Source organism: Advenella sp. FME57, from assembly GCF_014897675.1.
GTDB lineage: Bacteria > Pseudomonadota > Gammaproteobacteria > Burkholderiales > Burkholderiaceae_B > Advenella.
On record NZ_JABUXU010000008.1, the window covers coordinates 122,485 to 141,705 of the forward strand.

Here is a 19,221-nt window from a genome sequence, read left to right on the forward strand (position 1 = left end):
CACTCGAAGGAGACACAAGTATGAAGTTTTTCAATCTTATTGCTGCCGCAACCATAGGTCTGAGTACTATTACTGCCACGTCGGTCCAGGCAGCTGATCCCGCATATCCGTCCAAGCCGATTCGCTTGATCGCGACGTATGGTCCGGGGAGTTCCATTGATATCATTGCCCGAATTTTTGCGCAATCGCTATCAGAACAAATGGGACAATCCGTCATTGTCGAGAATAAGCCAGGGGCAGGAGGCGATCTGGGGACTGACTTTGTCGCCAAATCACCCGCTGACGGATATACGATCGGATTTGCTTCGGCAGGGCCAATCACCGTCAATCCGAATGCTCGCGAAAAAATGCCCTACGACGCTACGAAGGATCTCGCACCTGTCGCTTTGGTAGGAACTGGTCCAAACGTGATTCTTGCCAATCCGTCACTTCCAGTGAAAAACCTGCAGGAGCTTGTTAGCTATATAAAGGCCAATCCGAACAAGGTCGCGTACGGATCAGCAGGCATCGGGACAAGCAATCATATTGCGGGAGAGCTCTTCCAGCATGAATCCAAGACGAAAATCCTACACGTTCCATACAAGGGGAATAGTGAAGCAATCACAGATGCAATAGGCGGGCGTATTCAGGTGGTGATCAGCGGTGTGCCACCCATTCTTTCTTTCGTCAAATCAGGGCAGCTCAGAGCGCTGGCGGTTGCCGATACAAAACGGTCTGAATTGTTGCCACAGGTGCCAACGGTGAGCGAAGCGGGCCTGCCTGGTTCAGAGAGTGTAGCCTGGTATGGCATTGTGGCACCTGCAGCTACACCGGAAACCGTTCTGCAGCGCCTGAACGAAGAATTTTCCAAAGCCGCAAATAAGCCTGAAGTGAAATCAAAACTTCGCAGCATGGGCATCGTTGCTCAATCGATCAGTCGCGAGGATTTTGGCAAACTTATGGCAGACGAATATGCGAGGTTTAAAGTATTGTTTTCACAAATCAACCTTCAAATGGATTGATCAATCAATGTCACGCACAATTGTCATAACAGGCGCGAGCGGATTGGTTGGCTCGGCAACCATCGACTCATTTTTGAATGCAGACTGGGATGTCATTTCTGTCTCTCGGCGGCGCCCCGAAGTGTTCAGTGATAAGAAATTTACGCATCTTTCCGTGGACCTGCAGGACCCAGAGGCATGTAATGCCAGTTTTGGTTCGCTGTCTCAAGTCACGCATGTTGCATACACCGCCGTTTACGAAAAACCAGGATTGATTGCCGGATGGACCGACCCAGAGCAAATGTCAACAAACCTGACTATGTTGAAAAATGTCATCACGCCGCTGAGTAAAGCTGCCACCCTCCAGCATGTTTCACTGCTGCAGGGTACGAAGGCCTACGGAGCGCATCTGCACCCGATCAGAGTTCCCGCGCGTGAGCGGGAATTGCGTGACGATCATCCCAACTCTTACTGGTTTCAGGAAGACTATATCCGAGAAAAATCGGCAGAGCTGGGATTTGGCTGGACTATCTTTCGCCCAACTATCGTACTTGGACCAAATGTTGGGGTTGCCATGAATACAATCCCCGTGATCGGAATCTACGCTTCATTGTGTCGCGAGCTAGGAAGGCCATTTTCTTATCCGGGCCACATTTGCTATCCACGAGAAGCGGTTGACGTGCGGTTAATTGGTGATGCAATTGTGTGGGCGGCCAACAATCCCAACGCCTGGGGAGAGCATTACAATCTGACAAACGGCGAGGTCTTCAGTTGGCGCGATTTGTGGCCAACACTTGCGGACTATTTTAAAGTTGATCTTGGACCGGATGTCCCACTTCGGCTCTCGGACTATTTGCCAGATCAAGAGGACCTGTGGGCTAAAATTGTGACTAAGTACGGACTCAGACCGATGAGCTTGAGTGATATTCTTGGACAATCACATTTCTCAGCAGATGCGCGGTTCGGTTATGGTTTGACAGAACTGCCATCGCCCACCTTTGTCAGCACGGTGAAGATCAAACAGGCCGGATTCACCCAAACCTACGATACTGAGCAGTGCGTAAAACATTGGCTAAATGTGTTAATGGATAGGAAAATTATTCCGACGCCATAATCATGTGAATGCAGAGATGAGCAAATACTACGTTTTGGTAAACGTGGCCCGATCGCAGATTTTGGATTTGCCGTCAGTTTATTTCGTATGAATAAAAATGTATTTTGAAACCAAAACGCAAAATTTATTTATAAAAATTCGGCATCTGAAAGAGAAAGTGCAGAAGTTGGGGACATCTGTAGTTCACCACTGGGGCTAGCGAAACCTGGCTGGAAACCACCGCTGCACGCCGCTGTGTATTTTCAATGATACGTTTACGTTGACATAAAAGAGCGATAGTAACAGCCGAGAACCATGTTCAGATTCGCTTTAAATTGCGATTGAATTTTTATAAAAAAAACCTCACGCAAGAATTTGGCGAGGTGATTTTTGGAAATATCACTGGGTGCATTATTAGAATTTCTTTGCCCAGAGCGAACAGCGCTTATTTTTAAAATATTGTCGTCTGTTCGCGATTCGAATATTACACCTGTATCTAAAAATTTCAACATAACGTTTTCCCCAATGCCTGCGCCGAAAGCGGTGCATGCAACCGTATTCGGCAACCTGCACCGGAAGCATTTGACAGAATCGGGTAAAAGGACGGTGAGCGAAAAGTCGCCATTGGCTATTTCCAGCCCACGCTTTTGTGCTTTGCGATTATTGACTCCGTCTCAAACTGTCGTTGTTTTTTTATTCAAATGATGACTACACCAACTTGCCGCCGTTGTATTGAGATTCGACATGATACGAATTAGCAACAGCTTCGTATGGTATTTCGCGAATATAAAAATGGCTCTTTCATCGTGATGCTCAAGGCAATCTGTTTTTCTATTGCAAATGCAAAAAATGAGAACAAAAAATCAGAGGCCAAAAGAGATGATTGGGTTGTTATATTTGTGGATTGGAAGCGCGAATTATGTCGAGTTCCCGAGCCTTGGATTTTTACATGTCATTGCAACCATATTGCTGCGCAAGCATATGCAATGGGCTCCATTTTTTACTGTATTAATATTATTAATATTTTATATTAAGTTACAAATAGCAATATTATTTTTTAAAATATATTGCATACGTAAAATAAAACGCGCACACTCTGCATCGTGGTTCAATTAATAATTATTATGAAATATAAAAATTGAGACTTAACAGCAATAGCGTTCAGGATGAATTGTTTAAAAAATAAATATTTATATGTAATTGATATTAAACAATTATTTTAATAACACGCTTTACTGGCCTATTATCTCACGATCCAATATTTCCGATAATACAAAGAACGCGCTGGCCTTATTAAACAGGCTTGCGTCAATAAAACAATTAAAACCAGGTAACTAATTAATTCTTATATATTACCAAAATTAATTATCGTAAATAAATATTTGTAACGTCATTGGTTGTCTGGTCGCAGGTTTCGGGCCGGATAAATCGGCGGTCTCTATCAATCTTCAATACGCGTATTGCGTGGATCAACAGAGAAATTGCTGCTTTATTTGATCTGAAAAACCGGACATGAGGTCCGGAACTTTAATGCTATCTATCCTTTAAGGAGCAGCAAAATGAAAAAACTACTATTAATCTCTGCATCTGCTTTGGTAATGGCTTCAAGCGGCGTATACGCTGCGACTCTGACTGGTGGTTTTTATGGTGTGGGCGGTACGGCAGGCAGTACCGCCGGCGGTGGTTCCAGTGCGACCGGCAGCCAGGGTTCAATTCTGGCAGGCGCAGCGACCAACGCGTCGGCAGCTCAGAACCAGACTATGTCAGGTGCACAGGTCACAGGCGGTTTTGGGGGTGTCACGACAATTACAGAAGGCAATTCGTTGTCAACACAAACCAATACCGGCGGTGCGCTGGGCCTGGCTGGTCAGACATCTAATGCGGGAGCAGGGGGCACATTCGGGTCAGGTGCCACTGGCAATTTTGGCACCATTGGCGGCTTTCTTAGCTTCGTACCGTAATATCTCTTGATTCGGCAATAACTCAAAGTAACCGGGCCTTGTTCAGATCAATGCCGACGCGTTGACAGTACTTAGCGGGTCGCAGTAGAACATTGACCTGGTTACCCAACAGAGCATATGCCAGTTAAGACCGCAACTCAAGGAGTTGAAAATGAAAAAACTATTATTGTTATCAGCGCTGGTGATTGCGTCGACGGCCGTTTCGGCACAAACCATAACAATTGGCGCGTTTGCCACCAGTGGGGGCGCAGGTAGTACAGCCAGTGGCGGCTCGTCGGTAGCCGGCAGTCAGGGCTCGCTTGGCACCTCGGCCGCCGGCAATACCTCTGCTGCATCCAATCAAACGGGGTCTGCTGCGCAGGTAGTGGGCGGGCCCGGCGGCGTGACAACGCAAACCGCCGGACAATCTGTTTCTTCGCAAACCAATTCCGGGTTTTCTCTCGGATTTGCGGGACAGACATCCAATGCGGTTGCCGGTGGTGCCTTTACATCCGGAGCGAGTGGCACCTTTGGAACGATCGGCTCCTTTGTTCACTGGACACCTTAAAGCGGGCGCCGATCGCATAAGCACGTAATCAACGAAAACATCTTCTCGGGGAGGGCGCGCTCTCTCCGTAAGGGAATTGCCATGAAAATGATACTTGTCGTTACCCTTGGGTTGCTGCTGTCACCTCCGGTGTTTGCCCAATCAGCGGGCGCTATCTCGGGTTCAAATTCAAATGCCAATAGCGGGTCAAACGCCAATTCGAATCAGTCTGCCGACTCCGGTGCGGCTGCGGTCGTTGACCTGACCTTTGGCGGCTCCGAGCAAAGACGTACACAGACGGTCCACACAACCCCAAATGTATATGCACCGCCCAGTATGTTTGGCGGCGTGAACAACTGCGGTCAGTCGAGCACATTTGGTATTGGTGCGACCGGTTTTGGTATCGGTGGTTCGCTGGCCGGTGAGTCGGAAGCGTGTAATGCGCGTGAAGATACCAGTATTGCGTACAAGTTGGGATACAAAGATGTGGCGGACATGCGTTTTTTCTGTTTCGGTGAAGACGTGAACCGCAAAGCCTATGAGTCCACTGGTCGAAGTTGTCCGAACTATGCAACGGCGAAAGGGCTTCCGGAACGTCCGGTGGCGGCCGCTGATAACAGTAGGATCAATAACAGTCAGAGCCAGCGCAATACCAACCGTGTCGTTGCGACGACGCCGGTCATAAGTCCGGTTGTTTATGTGGACAGCCCAAGGCTGCAGCCCCAGAGTACGCAGGATCTTCGCGTATTTTACGGTTCGAATTGACAGCGCCATCTTGGCATTGCAAAAAAATTATCGGACCAACTGCAAATGAGGCTGAAATATGTTTGCTATCCAAAGCCCGGTTGCTTTGAGCTATGGTTCGGGCAGCCAGCGGGAAAAACAAGGCGTCGTCGCCATTGATAATGGCATATGACGGCGCCCTGTAGCTTGCCGGGTGGTCATTGTGTTTTTAATGCGTGATATTGTGACCGGCCAGAAAAATGTCGAACAGGCCAGGGCGCACTACGGCAAGAAATTTCTGAACTAGCGCCGGGAAAAGCACGCACCGTACATGAAAAAATTACGGTTTGAGCCGAACCGAGAAAACGCCATGGATCCTGGTGAAGTCATATTGTCCCAAAAACGATCTTGAGCGGGCAGTGGAAGAAGGCGAGCAGGTCGGCGGGTAAGGTCGCTGATATAGAAGGGAGTCAAATGTGGGCTGCTTGTGAATCGGCTATAAATTAAGCAACGCGCAGTCTCGGGATTAATTGCATTTGCTGCTGGATCACAGGTCCAACTACTGTCCGTATTGACCACGACGTTGCAACCGGCGACAGTTCACCTATTACACATGTATTGAAATCGGCCGATTGCATCCATCAGCTGCTGCTGTAATCGGCTAACAATACAGGCCACGGACTCGACCGAGTGTGCAAAACCCACCGCCGGTCCCATTGACAGCATGCCTTCTTCGTGTTCTCCCTGTCCGTAGGCCAGTGCTTTTGTGCGCACACCACTGATTAACTCCCCGAAATCAGCATACTCACGTGCGCCGGCTTGTTCCATGGCAGCGACCTTGCGGGCATTGTTATTGTTAATGACTCGCCAGGTGTCGCCCAAGGACCCAAGAACCGTACAGGTGCCGTGCTGGTCCGTGGCGGCCACGCGTTGCTTGTATGCCTGGTGTGCTGGTGTTTCGTGCGCTAGCGTGAAAATACTGCCCATGACCACGGCATCGGCGCCCAAGGCAAGTGCAGCTGCAATTTGCCGTCCGTGGCCAATACCCCCGCCCAACGCTAGTGGAATGTGCAACTTCTCAAGCGCATATGCACCATTCAAAAACGTTGGCAACTGGTTGCTGCCGGGGTGGCCGCCTTCTTCCATGCCAACCAGGGTTACCGCGTCTACGCCAAGATTCTGTGCGGCAACAGCGTGGCGTACATGGGCACATTTATGAATCACGATCGAATTGGTTTGTCGCAATTGAGGCAATAGCGATGTTGGTGGCAGCCCCGCTGTTTCGAAAATACGCACGCCTTCCTCAAGAGCAATGCGTAAACGCTCAAGCACGACGTCATTGTTCTGCATACGACGCGATAGCGTCAGATTGACTCCGAAGGGCATGCCACCAGTCAAGTGACGACATGTCTGCAGTTCCTGACGGAATCGCTCATTAGAATTTGAGCTGCGCGCCGTGATAAATCCCATGCCACCGGCGTTGACCATTGCGGCGACCAAGTTTGCATCGGAAAGCCACATCATGCCACCCAGAAGGAAAGGCCATTGGATACCGAGCAATGTGGTTATGCGTGTCGGATATTGATCCGGGATATTCGCATTGCAATGAAGAATGTCAATGTCTGTTGCGCTATCAGCTCTTGCGTCCATGTTCATATATCTTTTCCTAATAGCAGAACAGGGTGCAACTCACGGGCCAGTTGGCTGATCAGGGGGCCGACTTCTTCGAGCATGAGCGGGGTGGGCAGCAGGGAGCTGGGTCCGCCGCAGCTGACCACAAGCCGCTCGCCATCGGGAAGTTTGATCCCCGAGGCCACGGTATTGATCTGGTATATGGGCCGCTCGTGATAGACAAAACCACGCTCAGGATAGCGTGCCAGCGCCTGTTTCATTGCCTTGAATTCGGAGGCATCTGCCAGCTTGCCACTGCTCTGGGCTTCGGTCAGCAGTTGGTCGCGCACCTCGGGATTGCAGTTTGCCAGATATGCCCAGCCAATCGCGCTGTGAAACAAGGGGATACGCGAACCTACACGCAGATTCATCAACAGCGGTGAATTGCCCTGGCAGCGCAGCAGATAGACAATACTATTGCCCTCCCGTCGGCCCAGAGCAACGGCCACTTGATAGCGGTCGGCAATCGCCTGCAGCATGGGTCGGACGACCTCCAGCGCATCCTGGCCCGCCAATGCCGCAGCGCCTAACGCAATCGCAGCTGTTCCCAATTGCAACTTGTCCTTACCCGGGACGTTCGTGAGAAACCCGGTTTTCTGCAATGTATAGCATAGTCGCCATACAGTGGGTTGCGCTAACCCGGTCATTTGGGCGATGTCCGTTGTTCCCAGCATCCTTTGCTCAGCATCAAAACATTGCAATATTTCCAGGCCTCGTGCCAGCGCAGTGACGAACTGCCTGTCAGGTGTGTCGGATGTCATTGCATTTTCATCGTCTTTTGGATTGGGGCGTCTTGACATGAATATCCTCTTTCATTATGATAATTCAATTAGCAAATTAATAATTCGCACTGCAAATTATAATGGAAATGATGGAAGACATCAATACCCGCTCTGCGGTTCTTCAAATCAGCGGCGCCGTATCATGGCCAGGCAACTGCTATTGGGGGCCGTCCGCGGTACGGCAAGTAATCGAGGCCGCCGAATCCAGGCTGCGCCGTCCGCTTGTCATCACCGACCCGGGTGCATGGCGTGCCAGTAGCGCTGTTGTGCAGGCGGCGCTTGCCGCAAGGTCAATACAGGATTGGCAGGTATTCGAAGGGGTGGTGGCCAACCCATCGCTGGCCGAGGTACGAGAAGCATTGCGTATGGCGCGACATTCCGGTTGTGTCAGTATTATCGCCGTGGGTGGAGGCAGTGTTATTGACGTTGCCAAAGTCGTGTTTGGATGTCTTTGCAGTGGCCTGGAGCCTGAAGAGCTGGCGGCACCTCGCGGCCAGGCATGGCTTGATGGTCCTGTTCGGCCTGATGCGCCGTTATTGCTTGCCATTCCCACGACCTCGGGCACGGGTAGCGAGAGTAGCTCAGCGGCGCTGATTCAGGGCGATGACGGGCGCAAGCATATGTACCGTTCTTTGCGAACCCGTCCCGCGTTGGTCGCGCTACAACCTGACCTTACCTTGAACCTGCCAATGCGGCCGACTGCGCAAGGCGGATTCGACGCGTTGCTGCATGCACTGGGTGCGCTGGTCAATACCGATTGCAACCCGATTGGTAAAGCCATCGCCTTGCACGCCCTGCATGCCTGCATGCAAGCCTTACCCTTGGTGCTCGAAAAACCGGAAAATCTGGCTGCGCGTACAGAGATGCAGATGGGGGCATATCTTGCAGGTGTGGCAATCGGCATCAGCAAAGTAGACGCCGTCCATGCCATGTGTACACCGCTGGAGTCGGTCGCAGACATGGCGCATGCCGAAGTGCTGGCCCCTGTCTTTCGCGTGGTGTCGCGCTACACCGTGCAGACGCATGCCAGCGTTTACGCCAATACCGTTAGGCATTTGAATATTGCTGGTACGGGCGATGATCATAGGGGCGCGCAGGCGCTGATCGAGCGGATCGAACAGTTGGCGCGACAGGCCAATCTCTCTCTTTATCTGACCAATTTGCAATTGTCCGAACAGCAGGCCGGTCAACTGGCGACCCAGGCTGTGCAAAGCGCATCCATGCCGCTTAACCCTCGCCGTCTCACCCACGAAGAAATCAAATCACTGTACCTGCAAATGGGCAATTAAGGATCCTGTCATGAATGTTATTGATTCCAAACCATACGAGATGCTCGTCGACGGGCGCTGGCAAGCCGGCCGGGACGGGCTGGTCTTTGACACACTCAACCCGGCCACAGCAAAACCCCTTGCCCAGGTATATCAGGCAGACGCGGCTGACGTGGATGCAGCCGTACAGGCAGCCCACAACGCATTCGAACATGACTGGCGCAGGACCACGCCGGCCGAACGCGGCCGATTGCTAAGACGCCTGGCGGCGCTTTTTGATCGTGATCGGGAAAAACTCGCGTGGATAGAGACATTGAACGTTGGCAAGCCCATTACGCATTCGCTCGAATCGCTCAAGGCCATGCCGTCTTCACTGGAGTACTTTGCGGGCATGATTCCTGCCGTGCGCGGCGAAACGATCGCCGTGGGAAACAGCGATGTCCTCAATTACACCATTCGGGAGCCGCTGGGCGTTTGTGCGCTGATTATGCCGTGGAACTACCCGATGACGCTGACGATCAACAAACTGGGGCCTGCGCTGGCAGCCGGCAATACCATCGTGCTCAAGCCGTCCGAGGTCACGCCGCTGTCGACCCTGGCGCTGGCGCGGCTGTTCGAGGAAGCGGGCTTCCCGCCTGGCGTTGTCAATGTGGTCAATGGCCTAGGGGCGACCGTAGGCGAACAATTGGTCACGCATCCGCTCGTGTCCAGAGTGTCGTTCACAGGCGGAACCGTCACCGGTGCCCGCATTCTCGCTTCCACCGCAAACGACTTGAAGCGGGTCACGCTGGAACTGGGTGGCAAGTCGCCACTGATCGTGTTTGAAGATGCCGCGCTGGACAAGGCTGTTGCTGTCGCAGCGGGAGACATCATCAAGAATTCCGGCCAGGTATGTATTGCCTGCACACGCATACTTGTGCAGGAAACGATACTTGATGATTTTCTTGATCGTCTGCAAAAGCGCCTGCGAGCAGTGCGGGTTGGCACGCCTGGAGCGCCCGATACCGAAATGGGACCGCTGGTCAGCGCAGCGCAAAAGCAGCGTGTCGAGCACTACATTCGGCTTGCGACAGAAGAGGGGGCCAAGCCCGCTTCTTTTGGCGACATCGCTCTGGACGAGAACACGGCATCCGGCTTTTTTGTGCCGCCCACGTTGCTGTTGCAATCGGGCGCGCAAATGCAATCGGCACAGGATGAAATCTTCGGACCGGTGCAGTCCGTCATCACGTTCAAGGATGAAGACGATGCCTTGCGTATTGCCAATCACTCGCGCTATGGACTGGCAGCCGTGGTCTTCACGCGGGATGGCGGACGGGCATTGAGAATGGCAAGGGGTCTGCAATCGGGAAGCGTTGCCATTAATACCGGCGTGCGCACGTCCTTCGATGCGCCTTTTGGCGGCTATAAGCTTTCCGGCATCGGCAAGGAGCGTGGACTGGAAGCCATTTATGAAAACACGCAGTTAAAGAACGTCAAATATGACATGAGTGTTTGAGCAGTTAATAATCCAAGGAGGAAGTGATGAAAATGTTTATGAAAGTGGCACTGGGAGTGGCCGCATGTTCGCTGGCAACAAGCGCGATGGCACAGTGGCCTGAAAGGCCCGTTCGCATGGTTATCGGTTTTGCCCCGGGAGTCGCGTCTGATATCGCATTTAAAATGGTGCAGGACGTGCTGGCAGAAAAACTGGGCCAGCCCGTGGTGCCCGATTATAAGGCGGGGGCCAACGGTAATATCGCCAACAACGCCGTCGCTACGGCTGCACCCGATGGATACACCGCCCTGTGGGCCAATGTGGGGCCGCTTGCTGTCAATACCTATTTGTACAAAAACGTCAAAACCGATCCCGGCGACGTGTTCGCGCCGGTGACGCAATTGACAGACTCGCCGCTGATCGTGGTCGTTCCCAAAAAATCGCCCTATAAAAACATGCAGGACTTGATTGCCGGTATCAGGAAGGACCAGGAAAAGCTGACATTCGGCTCAGCGGGCCAGGGCAGCTCCATGCATATCGCAGGAACCTCGCTAGCGCTTGCGTTGGACGCGAAACTGACACACGTGCCGTACAAGGGCAGTGCGCCTGCGCTTCAGGATTTGATCGCCGGCCGGCTGACGTTCATGGTCGACAGCCGCTCAACCACCGCCCCCTTTATCGAGAATGGAACCTTGCGCGCACTGGCCATCAGCAGCAGCAAGCGCGCGCCGGATGTTCCTGATATACCGACAGTGGCAGAGTCTGGCGTACCCGGCTTTAACGTGACAACGTGGCAAGCCGTCGTGATGCCAAAAGGTACGCCGCAGCCCATCATCGACAAGTTTTCCAAGGCACTGCGCGAGACGCTGCAAACCTCTGTGGTGCGCGAGCGGTTTGCCCGCGTGTACACGCCGCTAGTCGGCAGTACGCCGCAGGAATTTGACCGATTCTGGGCCAACGAACGGACTGAAGCCAAAACGCTTGTGGAAAAAGCCAAGCTTCAAATTGAATGAGAATGACATGACCGAAATTGAAATCAGACTTTGGATGGAAAACTGAATATGGATCTGGGATTGAAAGACAGCACCGCTTTGATAACAGGCGGCGCCGGCACACTGGGCCTGGCAATGGCAACGCGTTTTCTTCAGGAGGGTTGCAATGTCGTGGTATGCGATGCCAGCCAGCCGTCGATTGACAATGCCTGCCAACAGCTTGCTGCCTTCGAGGGACGCGTGCTTGGCGTACTTGCTGATGTGACGGACAAGAATGCGGTGGATCAGGCCGTGCAACAGGCTACGGATAGGTGGAAAAAAATTGATGTGCTCGTCAACAACGCCGGCTTTGCACGTGACCGCTACCTGACCAAAATGTCTGAGGAAGACTGGCATGCGGTTCTGGACGTCACCCTGCAAGGGGCATTCCATTGCACCCGTGCCGTATTGCCGATGATGATGGATAACCGATATGGCCGGGTTATTAACATCGCATCGCGTGCGCATCTTGGCAATCCCGGGCAGACCAATTATTCAGCTGCAAAAGCCGGCTTGATCGGCTTCACCCGTTCGCTGGCGCTGGAATCTGGCAAATTCGGCATCACCGCCAACGCCGTGGCGCCGGGGGTCATCTCTACGCCTCGCATGCGACAACGCCCGGACTATCAGGAGTTGACCGAGCGCGCCAAATCCAATACGCCGGTCGCCCGTCTGGGCGATCCGGCCGATGTGGCCGCAACCGTCGCTTTTCTGGCTTCCCGTCTGGCCGGGTTTACCACCGGCGAAACCGTCCATGTGACAGGGGGACGTTACGCATGAGCACGCCATTCGATCTGAACGAGCATTTGAGCCGCCGCCTTTATTTTGATGATATCGATGAGGGGCAGAGCTGGATCAGTCCGCGTCGCACCGTGACCGAAGCGGATGTGGTTCAGTTCGCGGGTCTCTCGGGTGATTTCAACGCCTTGCACACGGATGCAGTTTATGCGCAAGAGCATCCTTTTGGGCAGCGCGCTGCCCACGGCATGCTGACGTTGGCCATCGCCTCCGGGCTGACCACGCGCATGCCTGTTTATCGGCTGATGGATGGCGCCCGGTACGCGCTGGTCGAATTGCGATGCCAATGGCGCAAACCGGTGTTTATCGGCGATACGATTCATGTGGAGTTGCGCATCGGCAAAAAAACCGAATCGCTGAAGCGGCCGGGAACTGGCAGAGTCTTGATGCATCGCATTATCAAAAATCAGCATGGTGAGGTCGTGGCCGACACAGAATGGACGACGCATGATGACATGCAGGAAGGAGGGCGCATGAGCGCAGGAATATCACAGTTGAAAGTCGACCAATTGAAATCGAATACTGCTTTTGACAGCCTGGCCGGGCTGATAAAGCCTCGTTCCGTGATGATTGTCGGCGCATCCACTACCGCAGGCACGCTGGGTCACACCACAGTGCAGAATCTGATTGAACACTCGGATTTCGATGGAGACGTGTTCCTGGTGAACCCCCGAGGCGGACAGTGGCAGGACCTGCCCTTGTACAGATCAATCGACGACGTACCAGCACAGAAAATCGATGTGGCGCTGTTGCTGGTCCCGGCAGATTCGGCGCTTGCTACATTGGAGGCGTGTGCCGCTAAAGCGGTGCGCTATGCCATTGTGTTTACCGGCGGTTTTGCAGAACTGGGCGAAACGGGGCGTCAAGCCGAACAGCAGATGCTGGCGCTTGCCGCGCGTACCGGGATGCGGCTGTATGGTCCCAATTGCGCCGGCATGACCATATTGTCGCCACGTCTTGGGCTGACCTTTTCGACCGAATTCCGCAATGACGGTCGTAATAATAAACTCTCGCGTATCGGCCTTGTCACGCAAGGTGGCGGTCTTGGGCGATCATTGATGCAGGGTAATGAACGTGGGGTGTGTTTTTCCCGCTGGTTCTCGACCGGTAACGAGCTTGACCTGGATAATGCTGACTTTATCCAATGGCTGGCTCAGGATCCCGGGACGGATATCATCTGCACGGTCATCGAAGGCATCAAGGACGGAGAGCGCTTTGTCGCTGCCGCGCAGGCAGCCAGCCGGGCAGGCAAGCCGCTGATCGCCCTGAAAGTTGGTCGTTCTGATTTTGGCAAGAAGGCGGCGCAGTCGCATACGGCATCGCTGGCGGGCGATGATGTCGTTAATGATGCGGTGTTCTCCCAATATGGCGTCATCCGGGTCGATGATCTGGATGAAATGCTTGATGTAGCAAGCTTGCTTTCGCGCGTAGGAGTTCAGGGCTTGAAGCGTCTGTGTGTTTATTCATCTTCAGGCGGAGCCGGAGTACTGTCCGCAGACAAAGTGGGTGAAGCAGGATTAACCATGGCGTCTCTGGACGAATCGACAGTGGCGGAAATGGCAAAACACGCGCCATCATATGCCGCCTTGACTAATCCGGTTGATTTGACGACCAAGGCCCTGGTCGATCCACAGCTTGCCAGCAAATGCCTGTTGCCGCTTTTCAATGATCCTGGCGTGGATGCGGTGCTGTACCCGATCACCTCTAACTACGCTGCCAGCACGGAAGGCATGGTGCGCAATATGCTTGAGGTGGCAAGACAGGCAAGGAAAGCGTTCGTACCCGTCTGGATGAGCAGCCGTCGTGGCCAAGCTCATGATTTACTGGTCGCCGAAGGCTTTGCGCCCGTCTATAGCCTGCGCAATGCCATGCAGGCGCTCAAACGCATCAATTGGTATGCCGAATGGACAGAGCGTAACGACGGCCGGCGCGACGCACCGGCGGATTCGCATGAAAAAGCTTGCGCCGGGCCATTGCCGTGCAACGAGACCCAGGCCAAAGCGCTGATAATGCAATCCGGAGTACGTTCTCCGAAGGAGCTGCAAGTCCACACTGCCGACGAGGCGGCCATGCAGGCCAAAGCCATTGGTTTTCCGGTAGCGCTGAAAATTGTGGCCGATGGCGTGCTGCACAAAAGCGAAATTGGCGGCGTGCAATTGAACCTGTGGGATGAGGCGCAGGTGCGCCAGGCTTTTGAGCAGATTATGGCTGCAGCGTGTGCGCACAACGTACCAGACAACAATATTCGTGGAGTACTTGTTTCCGAGATGATCACCGATGGCGTTGAAATGCTGGTTGGCATTCACCGCGATGCGGTCTTCGGGCCGATTCTGAGCATTGGTGCGGGCGGCGTCTGGGTGGAAGTGGAGGCTGATGTGGCGCGCTGCCGTCTGCCGGCCGATCGTGCTCTGCTGGACGGTATCCTGGATTCTACGCGGGTAGCAAGACGTCTGGCCAGTCATCGCGGTCTGCCTGCGCGTGATCGATCAGCGCTGCTCGACGCCACGCAGCACCTTGTCGCGCTGTTTCTAAGCCTGGGAGACCGGGTACAGTCGCTTGAAGTCAATCCACTGGTGGTGTTGAACAACGGTCATGGAGTCGTCGCGCTGGATGCGGTGATTGAATAATACTTTGCCTGCCTGTAAATGTTTTCGTTTGATGCGCGGCATTCAGATGCGGGGACAAAATTGCTTAACGAGGGAGCTTTTCGATGTTTAACAGTCAAATTGGCGGCGGCGACGCCCATTCTATCTCGGTCCGTGGCCACGACCTGGTCAATGATCTTTTCAATCGTGATTTTATTGATGTGCTGGCGCTGGAACTGCTGGGGCAGTTTCCAACGCCTGAGCTCAAACGTATGCTCAACCTGTTTTTGGTCAGTGCGACGGACCACGGGCTGACCCCCAGCGCACTGTCGGCACGCCTGACTTTGCATGGTGCGCCCGAATCCATGCAAGGGGCGCTGGCCGCCGGGCTTCTGGGCGCCGGTTCACGCTTTCTGGGCGTGATTGAATATTCAGCACGATTTTTGCGCGATGCGCTACCGCAGCAAGACAGTTACACCGACGAGGAACTGCGGCATTTTGCACAGGAGTGTGTAAAAGCCAATAAGGCAGTCAAACGCAAGATTCCGGGCGTGGGGCATCCCATCCACGTAGACGGCGACCCCAGGTGCGAGAGGATGTTTGAGATCGCCAGGGACTGCGGCTTTTACGGCAACTATTCGCGTTTTGCCGTCGAGCTGGCCGCCGCCGCCGCGCGTCAGTCGGGGCGAAAAATTCCCCTGAACGCTACGGGTGCAAAAGGCGCGATTGTGCTGGATATGGGGTTGACACCGGAGTTGGGCAAGGCACTTACGATGATTGGGCGTTCAGTGGGACTTATGGCCCACATTATCGAGGAGCAGCAACATCCTATTGGGCAAAAGGTTTGGGACATGGCTTCTGGCGCATAGGACCGGAAGGTACAGGGTGCTGATCGCCCTGTACGGTGTCATTGTAAGAACTGCGCGGGCTTAGCTTTTCTTGACCCGCGGGCAGGCGCTGTCAGCCAGCGATACGAACGCTTCATCTCCAGGTATCGTGGAGAGTACTTTATAGTAGTCATAGGGTGCCTTTGATTCCTGCGGCGTTTTCACTTGCACCAGCGCCAGATCCATAATGACGCGCCCGTCTTCAGGCCGTACCCGCGCGTTCTTGATTAGCTTTGAGCTAATGGGCAAGTCACTCATTGCCTTGGCTACCTTGTCGCCATCGAACGTGGCTGCCGCCTTGACGGCGTTCAGATAGTGGTTCACGCTCACATAGGTTAATGCCTGCACAACCGACGGAGCGCGGTTAAAGCCACTTTTCTGCTGCCAGCGCTTGGCCCAGGCGCGTGTATCTTCATCGGTATCCCAATAAAAGGCCGTAGGAAATACCAAGCCTTTGGCCACATCCAACCCCATGCCATCTACATCGTTGATAAAAGTGAGAAAGGTGGCCAGTTTTTGTTTACCCGCTGTCAGGCCAAACTCCTGTGACTGCTTGGCCAGATTCACCAGATCGCCTCCTGCGCTGGCAAGGCCGATAATATCTGCACCGGACGATTGTGCTTGCAGCAAAAAGGAAGAAAAATCCAACGCCCCTAATGGGTGACGAACACTACCCAGAACCTTGCCGCCTTCCTGGCTGATAAATTGGCTGGCGTTTTTCTCCAGCGTTTTGCCAAAAATATAGTCGGTGGTGACGAAATACCATGATTTTGCGCCGGCCTGGACATTGCTGCGAACCACAGCCTTGGCCAGCGCATAGGTGTCGGGGGCCCATTGCGTGGTGGTCTCAGCGCATTGTGCGCCGGCGAAATCTGCAGCAAAGCCACCGCTGATTAGTGCAGTTTTATTCTTTTCCCGGGCAATCGCGGCCGCGGCCAGCCCGGTAGAACTGGCGCCGCCATCGACTACAGCAACCAGATTTTTGGTATCAAACCAACTGCGCACGAGTTGTCCGGCAACATCGACCTTATTTTGGGTATCGCCACCGATCACTTCAATCTTTTTGCCCAAAACTTCGCCGCCGAAATCCTCGACGGCCATCTTGGCGGCTACTTCGGAGCCCAGGCCGCCAAGATCGGCGTATATGCCGGAGCGGTCGTTTGATACGCCAATCCGCACAGTGGAATTGTCTGCTGCTGCGGCACTCATGACACATGTACTGAGCAGGGCTGTAAATAGAATGTTGAGTTTCACTGCAGTCTCCGTCACCAAGGTTGTTATATTTGAATCGGCCATTATTCCCGGTCGCTTACGTGAGTGTCAATCGGGGTTTTTCACGGCTATCAGGTGTGTTCAAATCATGGATCGGGTGTGTGGTATGGTCGACTCGGATCAGGCATTCCAGCTGACGCACTGTGTTATCCCGCATTGTGCCTTGATCGGAGTGGCTTTATTTGAACGGCGTCATGGTGCAGGATCGCTAATGCCTGCGCGCCGGTAGAAGCCCGGTCATGCGCAGGCGGGTCATATTGCCGATTGCTTATAACGTATGGACTAGTTAATAGTCACCCCCGTCAATTTCACTAACTCGTGCCATTTTTTTATTTCATTGTGTTGGTAATCTTGAAGGTCTTTGTCAGTTCCTCCGACAGGGGCCATGCCTATTTGCGCTGATATCTGTTTGATTTTTTCGCTTTTTAACACCTCGTTGGCCGTCTTGTTAATTGTGTCGATTATATTTTGCGGGGTTTCGCCAGGTGCAAACATGGCAAACCAGACAACCAATTGGTGTTTATCTAATCCATATTCCGCGATGGTCGGGGTGTCAGGCGAAAAAGCGGCCCGCTCAGCCGTTGTTACGGCGAGTGCTTTAACGGCACTGGCGGAAATTTGTGGTGCAGACGGCCCAACGTTTTCAAAAGCATAGGTAATTCTGCCGCTGATCAAGTCGGTCATCATGCTTCCTACATTACTGTATAGCACGGTCGCGACGTCGACGTCAGCCATTTGCTTTAAAAGCTCCACCCATACTCTGGCGGTGGTGTTGCTGGCGCCAAAGTTCAATTGCCCGGGATTTTGTCTGGCAAAGGCGATGAGCTCATGGACGTCTTTAGGCTGTGTGTCTTTATTGGCGATAAGAACCATGGGCAGTCTACCCATTAACGCGACGGGCGAAAAATCCTTGACAGGATCGTAAGTGAGGCTTTTGTACAGACTCGGATTGGCTGCCATGGGGCCATTTGTTCCCATCAAAAGTGTGTAGCCGTCAGGATTGCTACGTGCGACATAGGAGGCGCCAATGGCGCCGCCGGCCCCGGGTTTGTTGTCCACCGTCACACTCTGGCCCCATTTTTCACTTAATGCCTGGGCCATCGCGCGGGCCAGCGTATCCGTTGCAGAACCAGCACCAAAAGGAACAACAATATTGACCGGCTTGTCGGGGTAGGCGGCAAAGGCCGTGGTACAGCCCAGACCCATGGTTATGGCAAATGCCATATGTTTAAAAAAATTTGTCATGCGGTCACCTCTCTGGAATGATCAATTTGTTCAACACTTGGGCCTATATCCTGTACGGTAGCCCGTCTCATGGATCGACGATATTTTTCATCAAACCCGGCTCCCCGATGCATGGTGCAGCGGTTATCCCACATCACCAGATCGTGAGTACGCCATCGATGTCGATATAGGAACTGAGGTTGCGTAGCAAATGCGATGAGTTCATCCACCAACGCTTTGCTGTCTGTATCCGACATGTCTTCGATCTTGCTAATGTGCGAGGCAAGGTACAGCGAGTGCCGATCGGTATTTCGATGGTGGCGTACCAGCACTTGTGGCACGGGAGGTTGAAGCGTGCGCCAATGATCCGGGATGCCTTCCACATCAAACCCTGTCAGACCTCTTGAGTGAAAGTAGTCATGAATAGCCACAAGCGGCAGAAGGCGCTGCTGCATGCTTTCATCCAGCGCATCCCACGCAGCGCGCATATCGGCAAACTCCGTTGCGCCGCCCACCGGGGGGATTTCCTGGGCCGAAAGCAGCGATACGCTTGCCGGCGTTCGTTTAAAGGAGCTGTCGGTATGCCATAACTGATTGCTGATATTTATCAATCTCCTGATATCACCGTTGTCCAGAATGCGGCCTGTTTCATCAAGGTTCGAAATGTCAGATAGTTCGGTATGTCCAAGTCGGCGAGGCTTGTTGGTGCTATATATTGAAGCGCCGACAGAGACTTCGAGATCACCAAACAGTTTTGCGATACCCAGCTGTTCGGCCTCAGTCAGCGGCTGGTCGGGGAAAATCAAAACCGCGAATTCATCCAGATGCTTGCGTAATGCTTGCTGTTCTCCGATAGCCAAGGGTGTCGAAAGATCGATATTCGTTACTTCTGCCACAAATTGTGCACTTACAGGCGTCAGTTCCATTGCTCTGTTCCTCCTGATTT

The 19,221-nt window shown here is 53.2% G+C and carries 17 protein-coding genes; 12 read left to right on the top strand and 5 right to left on the bottom strand.

Going from position 1 to position 19,221, the window contains the following annotated elements:
• Positions 1 to 20: 20 nt before the first annotated feature.
• From INT32_RS11155 to INT32_RS11180, 6 genes are all read left to right on the top strand, one after another.
• Positions 21 to 1,001 carry a tripartite tricarboxylate transporter substrate binding protein gene (locus INT32_RS11155; protein WP_193088799.1) on the top strand — a complete coding sequence of 327 codons (981 nt, stop codon included), beginning with the start codon at positions 21 to 23 and terminating at the stop codon, positions 999 to 1,001.
• Positions 1,002 to 1,008: 7 nt separating this feature from the next.
• The gene (locus INT32_RS11160) at positions 1,009 to 2,094 is read left to right on the top strand and encodes an SDR family oxidoreductase (RefSeq protein WP_193088800.1); all 1,086 of its coding nucleotides are present in this window, start codon (positions 1,009 to 1,011) and stop codon (positions 2,092 to 2,094) included.
• Positions 2,095 to 2,463: 369 nt separating this feature from the next.
• Positions 2,464 to 2,778, top strand: coding sequence for a hypothetical protein (locus INT32_RS11165; RefSeq protein ID WP_193088801.1), 315 nt, complete (start codon positions 2,464 to 2,466; stop codon positions 2,776 to 2,778).
• Between the two features lie 854 nt (positions 2,779 to 3,632).
• Complete coding sequence (locus tag INT32_RS11170) at positions 3,633 to 4,034, top strand: hypothetical protein (protein ID WP_193088802.1); 402 nt, start codon at positions 3,633 to 3,635, stop codon at positions 4,032 to 4,034.
• A 151-nt stretch (positions 4,035 to 4,185) separates the two neighbouring features.
• On the top strand, positions 4,186 to 4,581 hold the full coding sequence (locus INT32_RS11175) for a hypothetical protein (protein ID WP_193088803.1): 396 nt from the start codon (positions 4,186 to 4,188) through the stop codon (positions 4,579 to 4,581).
• Positions 4,582 to 4,662: 81 nt separating this feature from the next.
• Positions 4,663 to 5,325 (top strand): hypothetical protein, encoded by a 663-nt coding sequence (locus INT32_RS11180; protein WP_193088804.1) that lies wholly within the window; start codon positions 4,663 to 4,665, stop codon positions 5,323 to 5,325.
• Between the two features lie 558 nt (positions 5,326 to 5,883).
• Here the strand turns inward: INT32_RS11180 and INT32_RS11185 are convergent.
• Positions 5,884 to 6,939: a nitronate monooxygenase family protein gene (locus INT32_RS11185; protein ID WP_226816917.1), complete on the bottom strand. Its 1,056-nt coding sequence runs from the start codon at positions 6,937 to 6,939 to the stop codon at positions 5,884 to 5,886.
• A complete protein-coding gene (locus INT32_RS11190; protein ID WP_193088805.1) occupies positions 6,936 to 7,754 on the bottom strand; it encodes an IclR family transcriptional regulator in 819 nt (272 codons plus the stop codon). Before INT32_RS11190 ends, INT32_RS11185 begins: the two co-directional genes overlap by 4 nt.
• A gap of 62 nt (positions 7,755 to 7,816) precedes the next feature.
• On the opposite strand from INT32_RS11190, the gene INT32_RS11195 reads away from it, so the two are divergent.
• The 6 genes from INT32_RS11195 (at position 7,817) to INT32_RS11220 (ending at position 15,761) form a co-directional block, all read left to right on the top strand.
• Complete coding sequence (locus INT32_RS11195) at positions 7,817 to 9,025, top strand: iron-containing alcohol dehydrogenase family protein (protein WP_193088806.1); 1,209 nt, start codon at positions 7,817 to 7,819, stop codon at positions 9,023 to 9,025.
• A 10-nt stretch (positions 9,026 to 9,035) separates the two neighbouring features.
• A complete protein-coding gene (locus tag INT32_RS11200; protein WP_193088807.1) occupies positions 9,036 to 10,499 on the top strand; it encodes an aldehyde dehydrogenase in 1,464 nt (487 codons plus the stop codon).
• Between the two features lie 26 nt (positions 10,500 to 10,525).
• Positions 10,526 to 11,491, top strand: a complete 966-nt coding sequence (locus INT32_RS11205; RefSeq protein WP_193088808.1) for a tripartite tricarboxylate transporter substrate binding protein — start codon at positions 10,526 to 10,528, stop codon at positions 11,489 to 11,491.
• Between the two features lie 48 nt (positions 11,492 to 11,539).
• Positions 11,540 to 12,289, top strand: coding sequence for a 3-oxoacyl-ACP reductase FabG (gene fabG, locus INT32_RS11210; RefSeq protein WP_193088809.1), 750 nt, complete (start codon positions 11,540 to 11,542; stop codon positions 12,287 to 12,289).
• Positions 12,286 to 14,934 (top strand): acetate--CoA ligase family protein, encoded by a 2,649-nt coding sequence (locus INT32_RS11215; RefSeq protein WP_193088810.1) that lies wholly within the window; start codon positions 12,286 to 12,288, stop codon positions 14,932 to 14,934. Before fabG ends, INT32_RS11215 begins: the two co-directional genes overlap by 4 nt.
• An 83-nt stretch (positions 14,935 to 15,017) precedes the next feature.
• Positions 15,018 to 15,761 carry a citryl-CoA lyase gene (locus INT32_RS11220; RefSeq protein ID WP_193088811.1) on the top strand — a complete coding sequence of 248 codons (744 nt, stop codon included), beginning with the start codon at positions 15,018 to 15,020 and terminating at the stop codon, positions 15,759 to 15,761.
• Between the two features lie 60 nt (positions 15,762 to 15,821).
• Here INT32_RS11220 and INT32_RS11225 read toward each other — a convergent pair whose 3' ends face one another.
• The 3 genes from INT32_RS11225 to INT32_RS11235 all read right to left on the bottom strand — a co-directional run bounded on the left by INT32_RS11225 (position 15,822) and on the right by INT32_RS11235 (position 19,201).
• Positions 15,822 to 17,033 (bottom strand): ABC transporter substrate-binding protein, encoded by a 1,212-nt coding sequence (locus INT32_RS11225; protein ID WP_370540217.1) that lies wholly within the window; start codon positions 17,031 to 17,033, stop codon positions 15,822 to 15,824.
• 300 nt (positions 17,034 to 17,333) lie between these two features.
• On the bottom strand, positions 17,334 to 18,296 hold the full coding sequence (locus tag INT32_RS11230; RefSeq protein WP_193088812.1) for a tripartite tricarboxylate transporter substrate binding protein: 963 nt from the start codon (positions 18,294 to 18,296) through the stop codon (positions 17,334 to 17,336).
• Complete coding sequence (locus INT32_RS11235) at positions 18,293 to 19,201, bottom strand: TauD/TfdA family dioxygenase (protein ID WP_193088813.1); 909 nt, start codon at positions 19,199 to 19,201, stop codon at positions 18,293 to 18,295. Before INT32_RS11235 ends, INT32_RS11230 begins: the two co-directional genes overlap by 4 nt.
• Positions 19,202 to 19,221 lie beyond the last annotated feature (20 nt).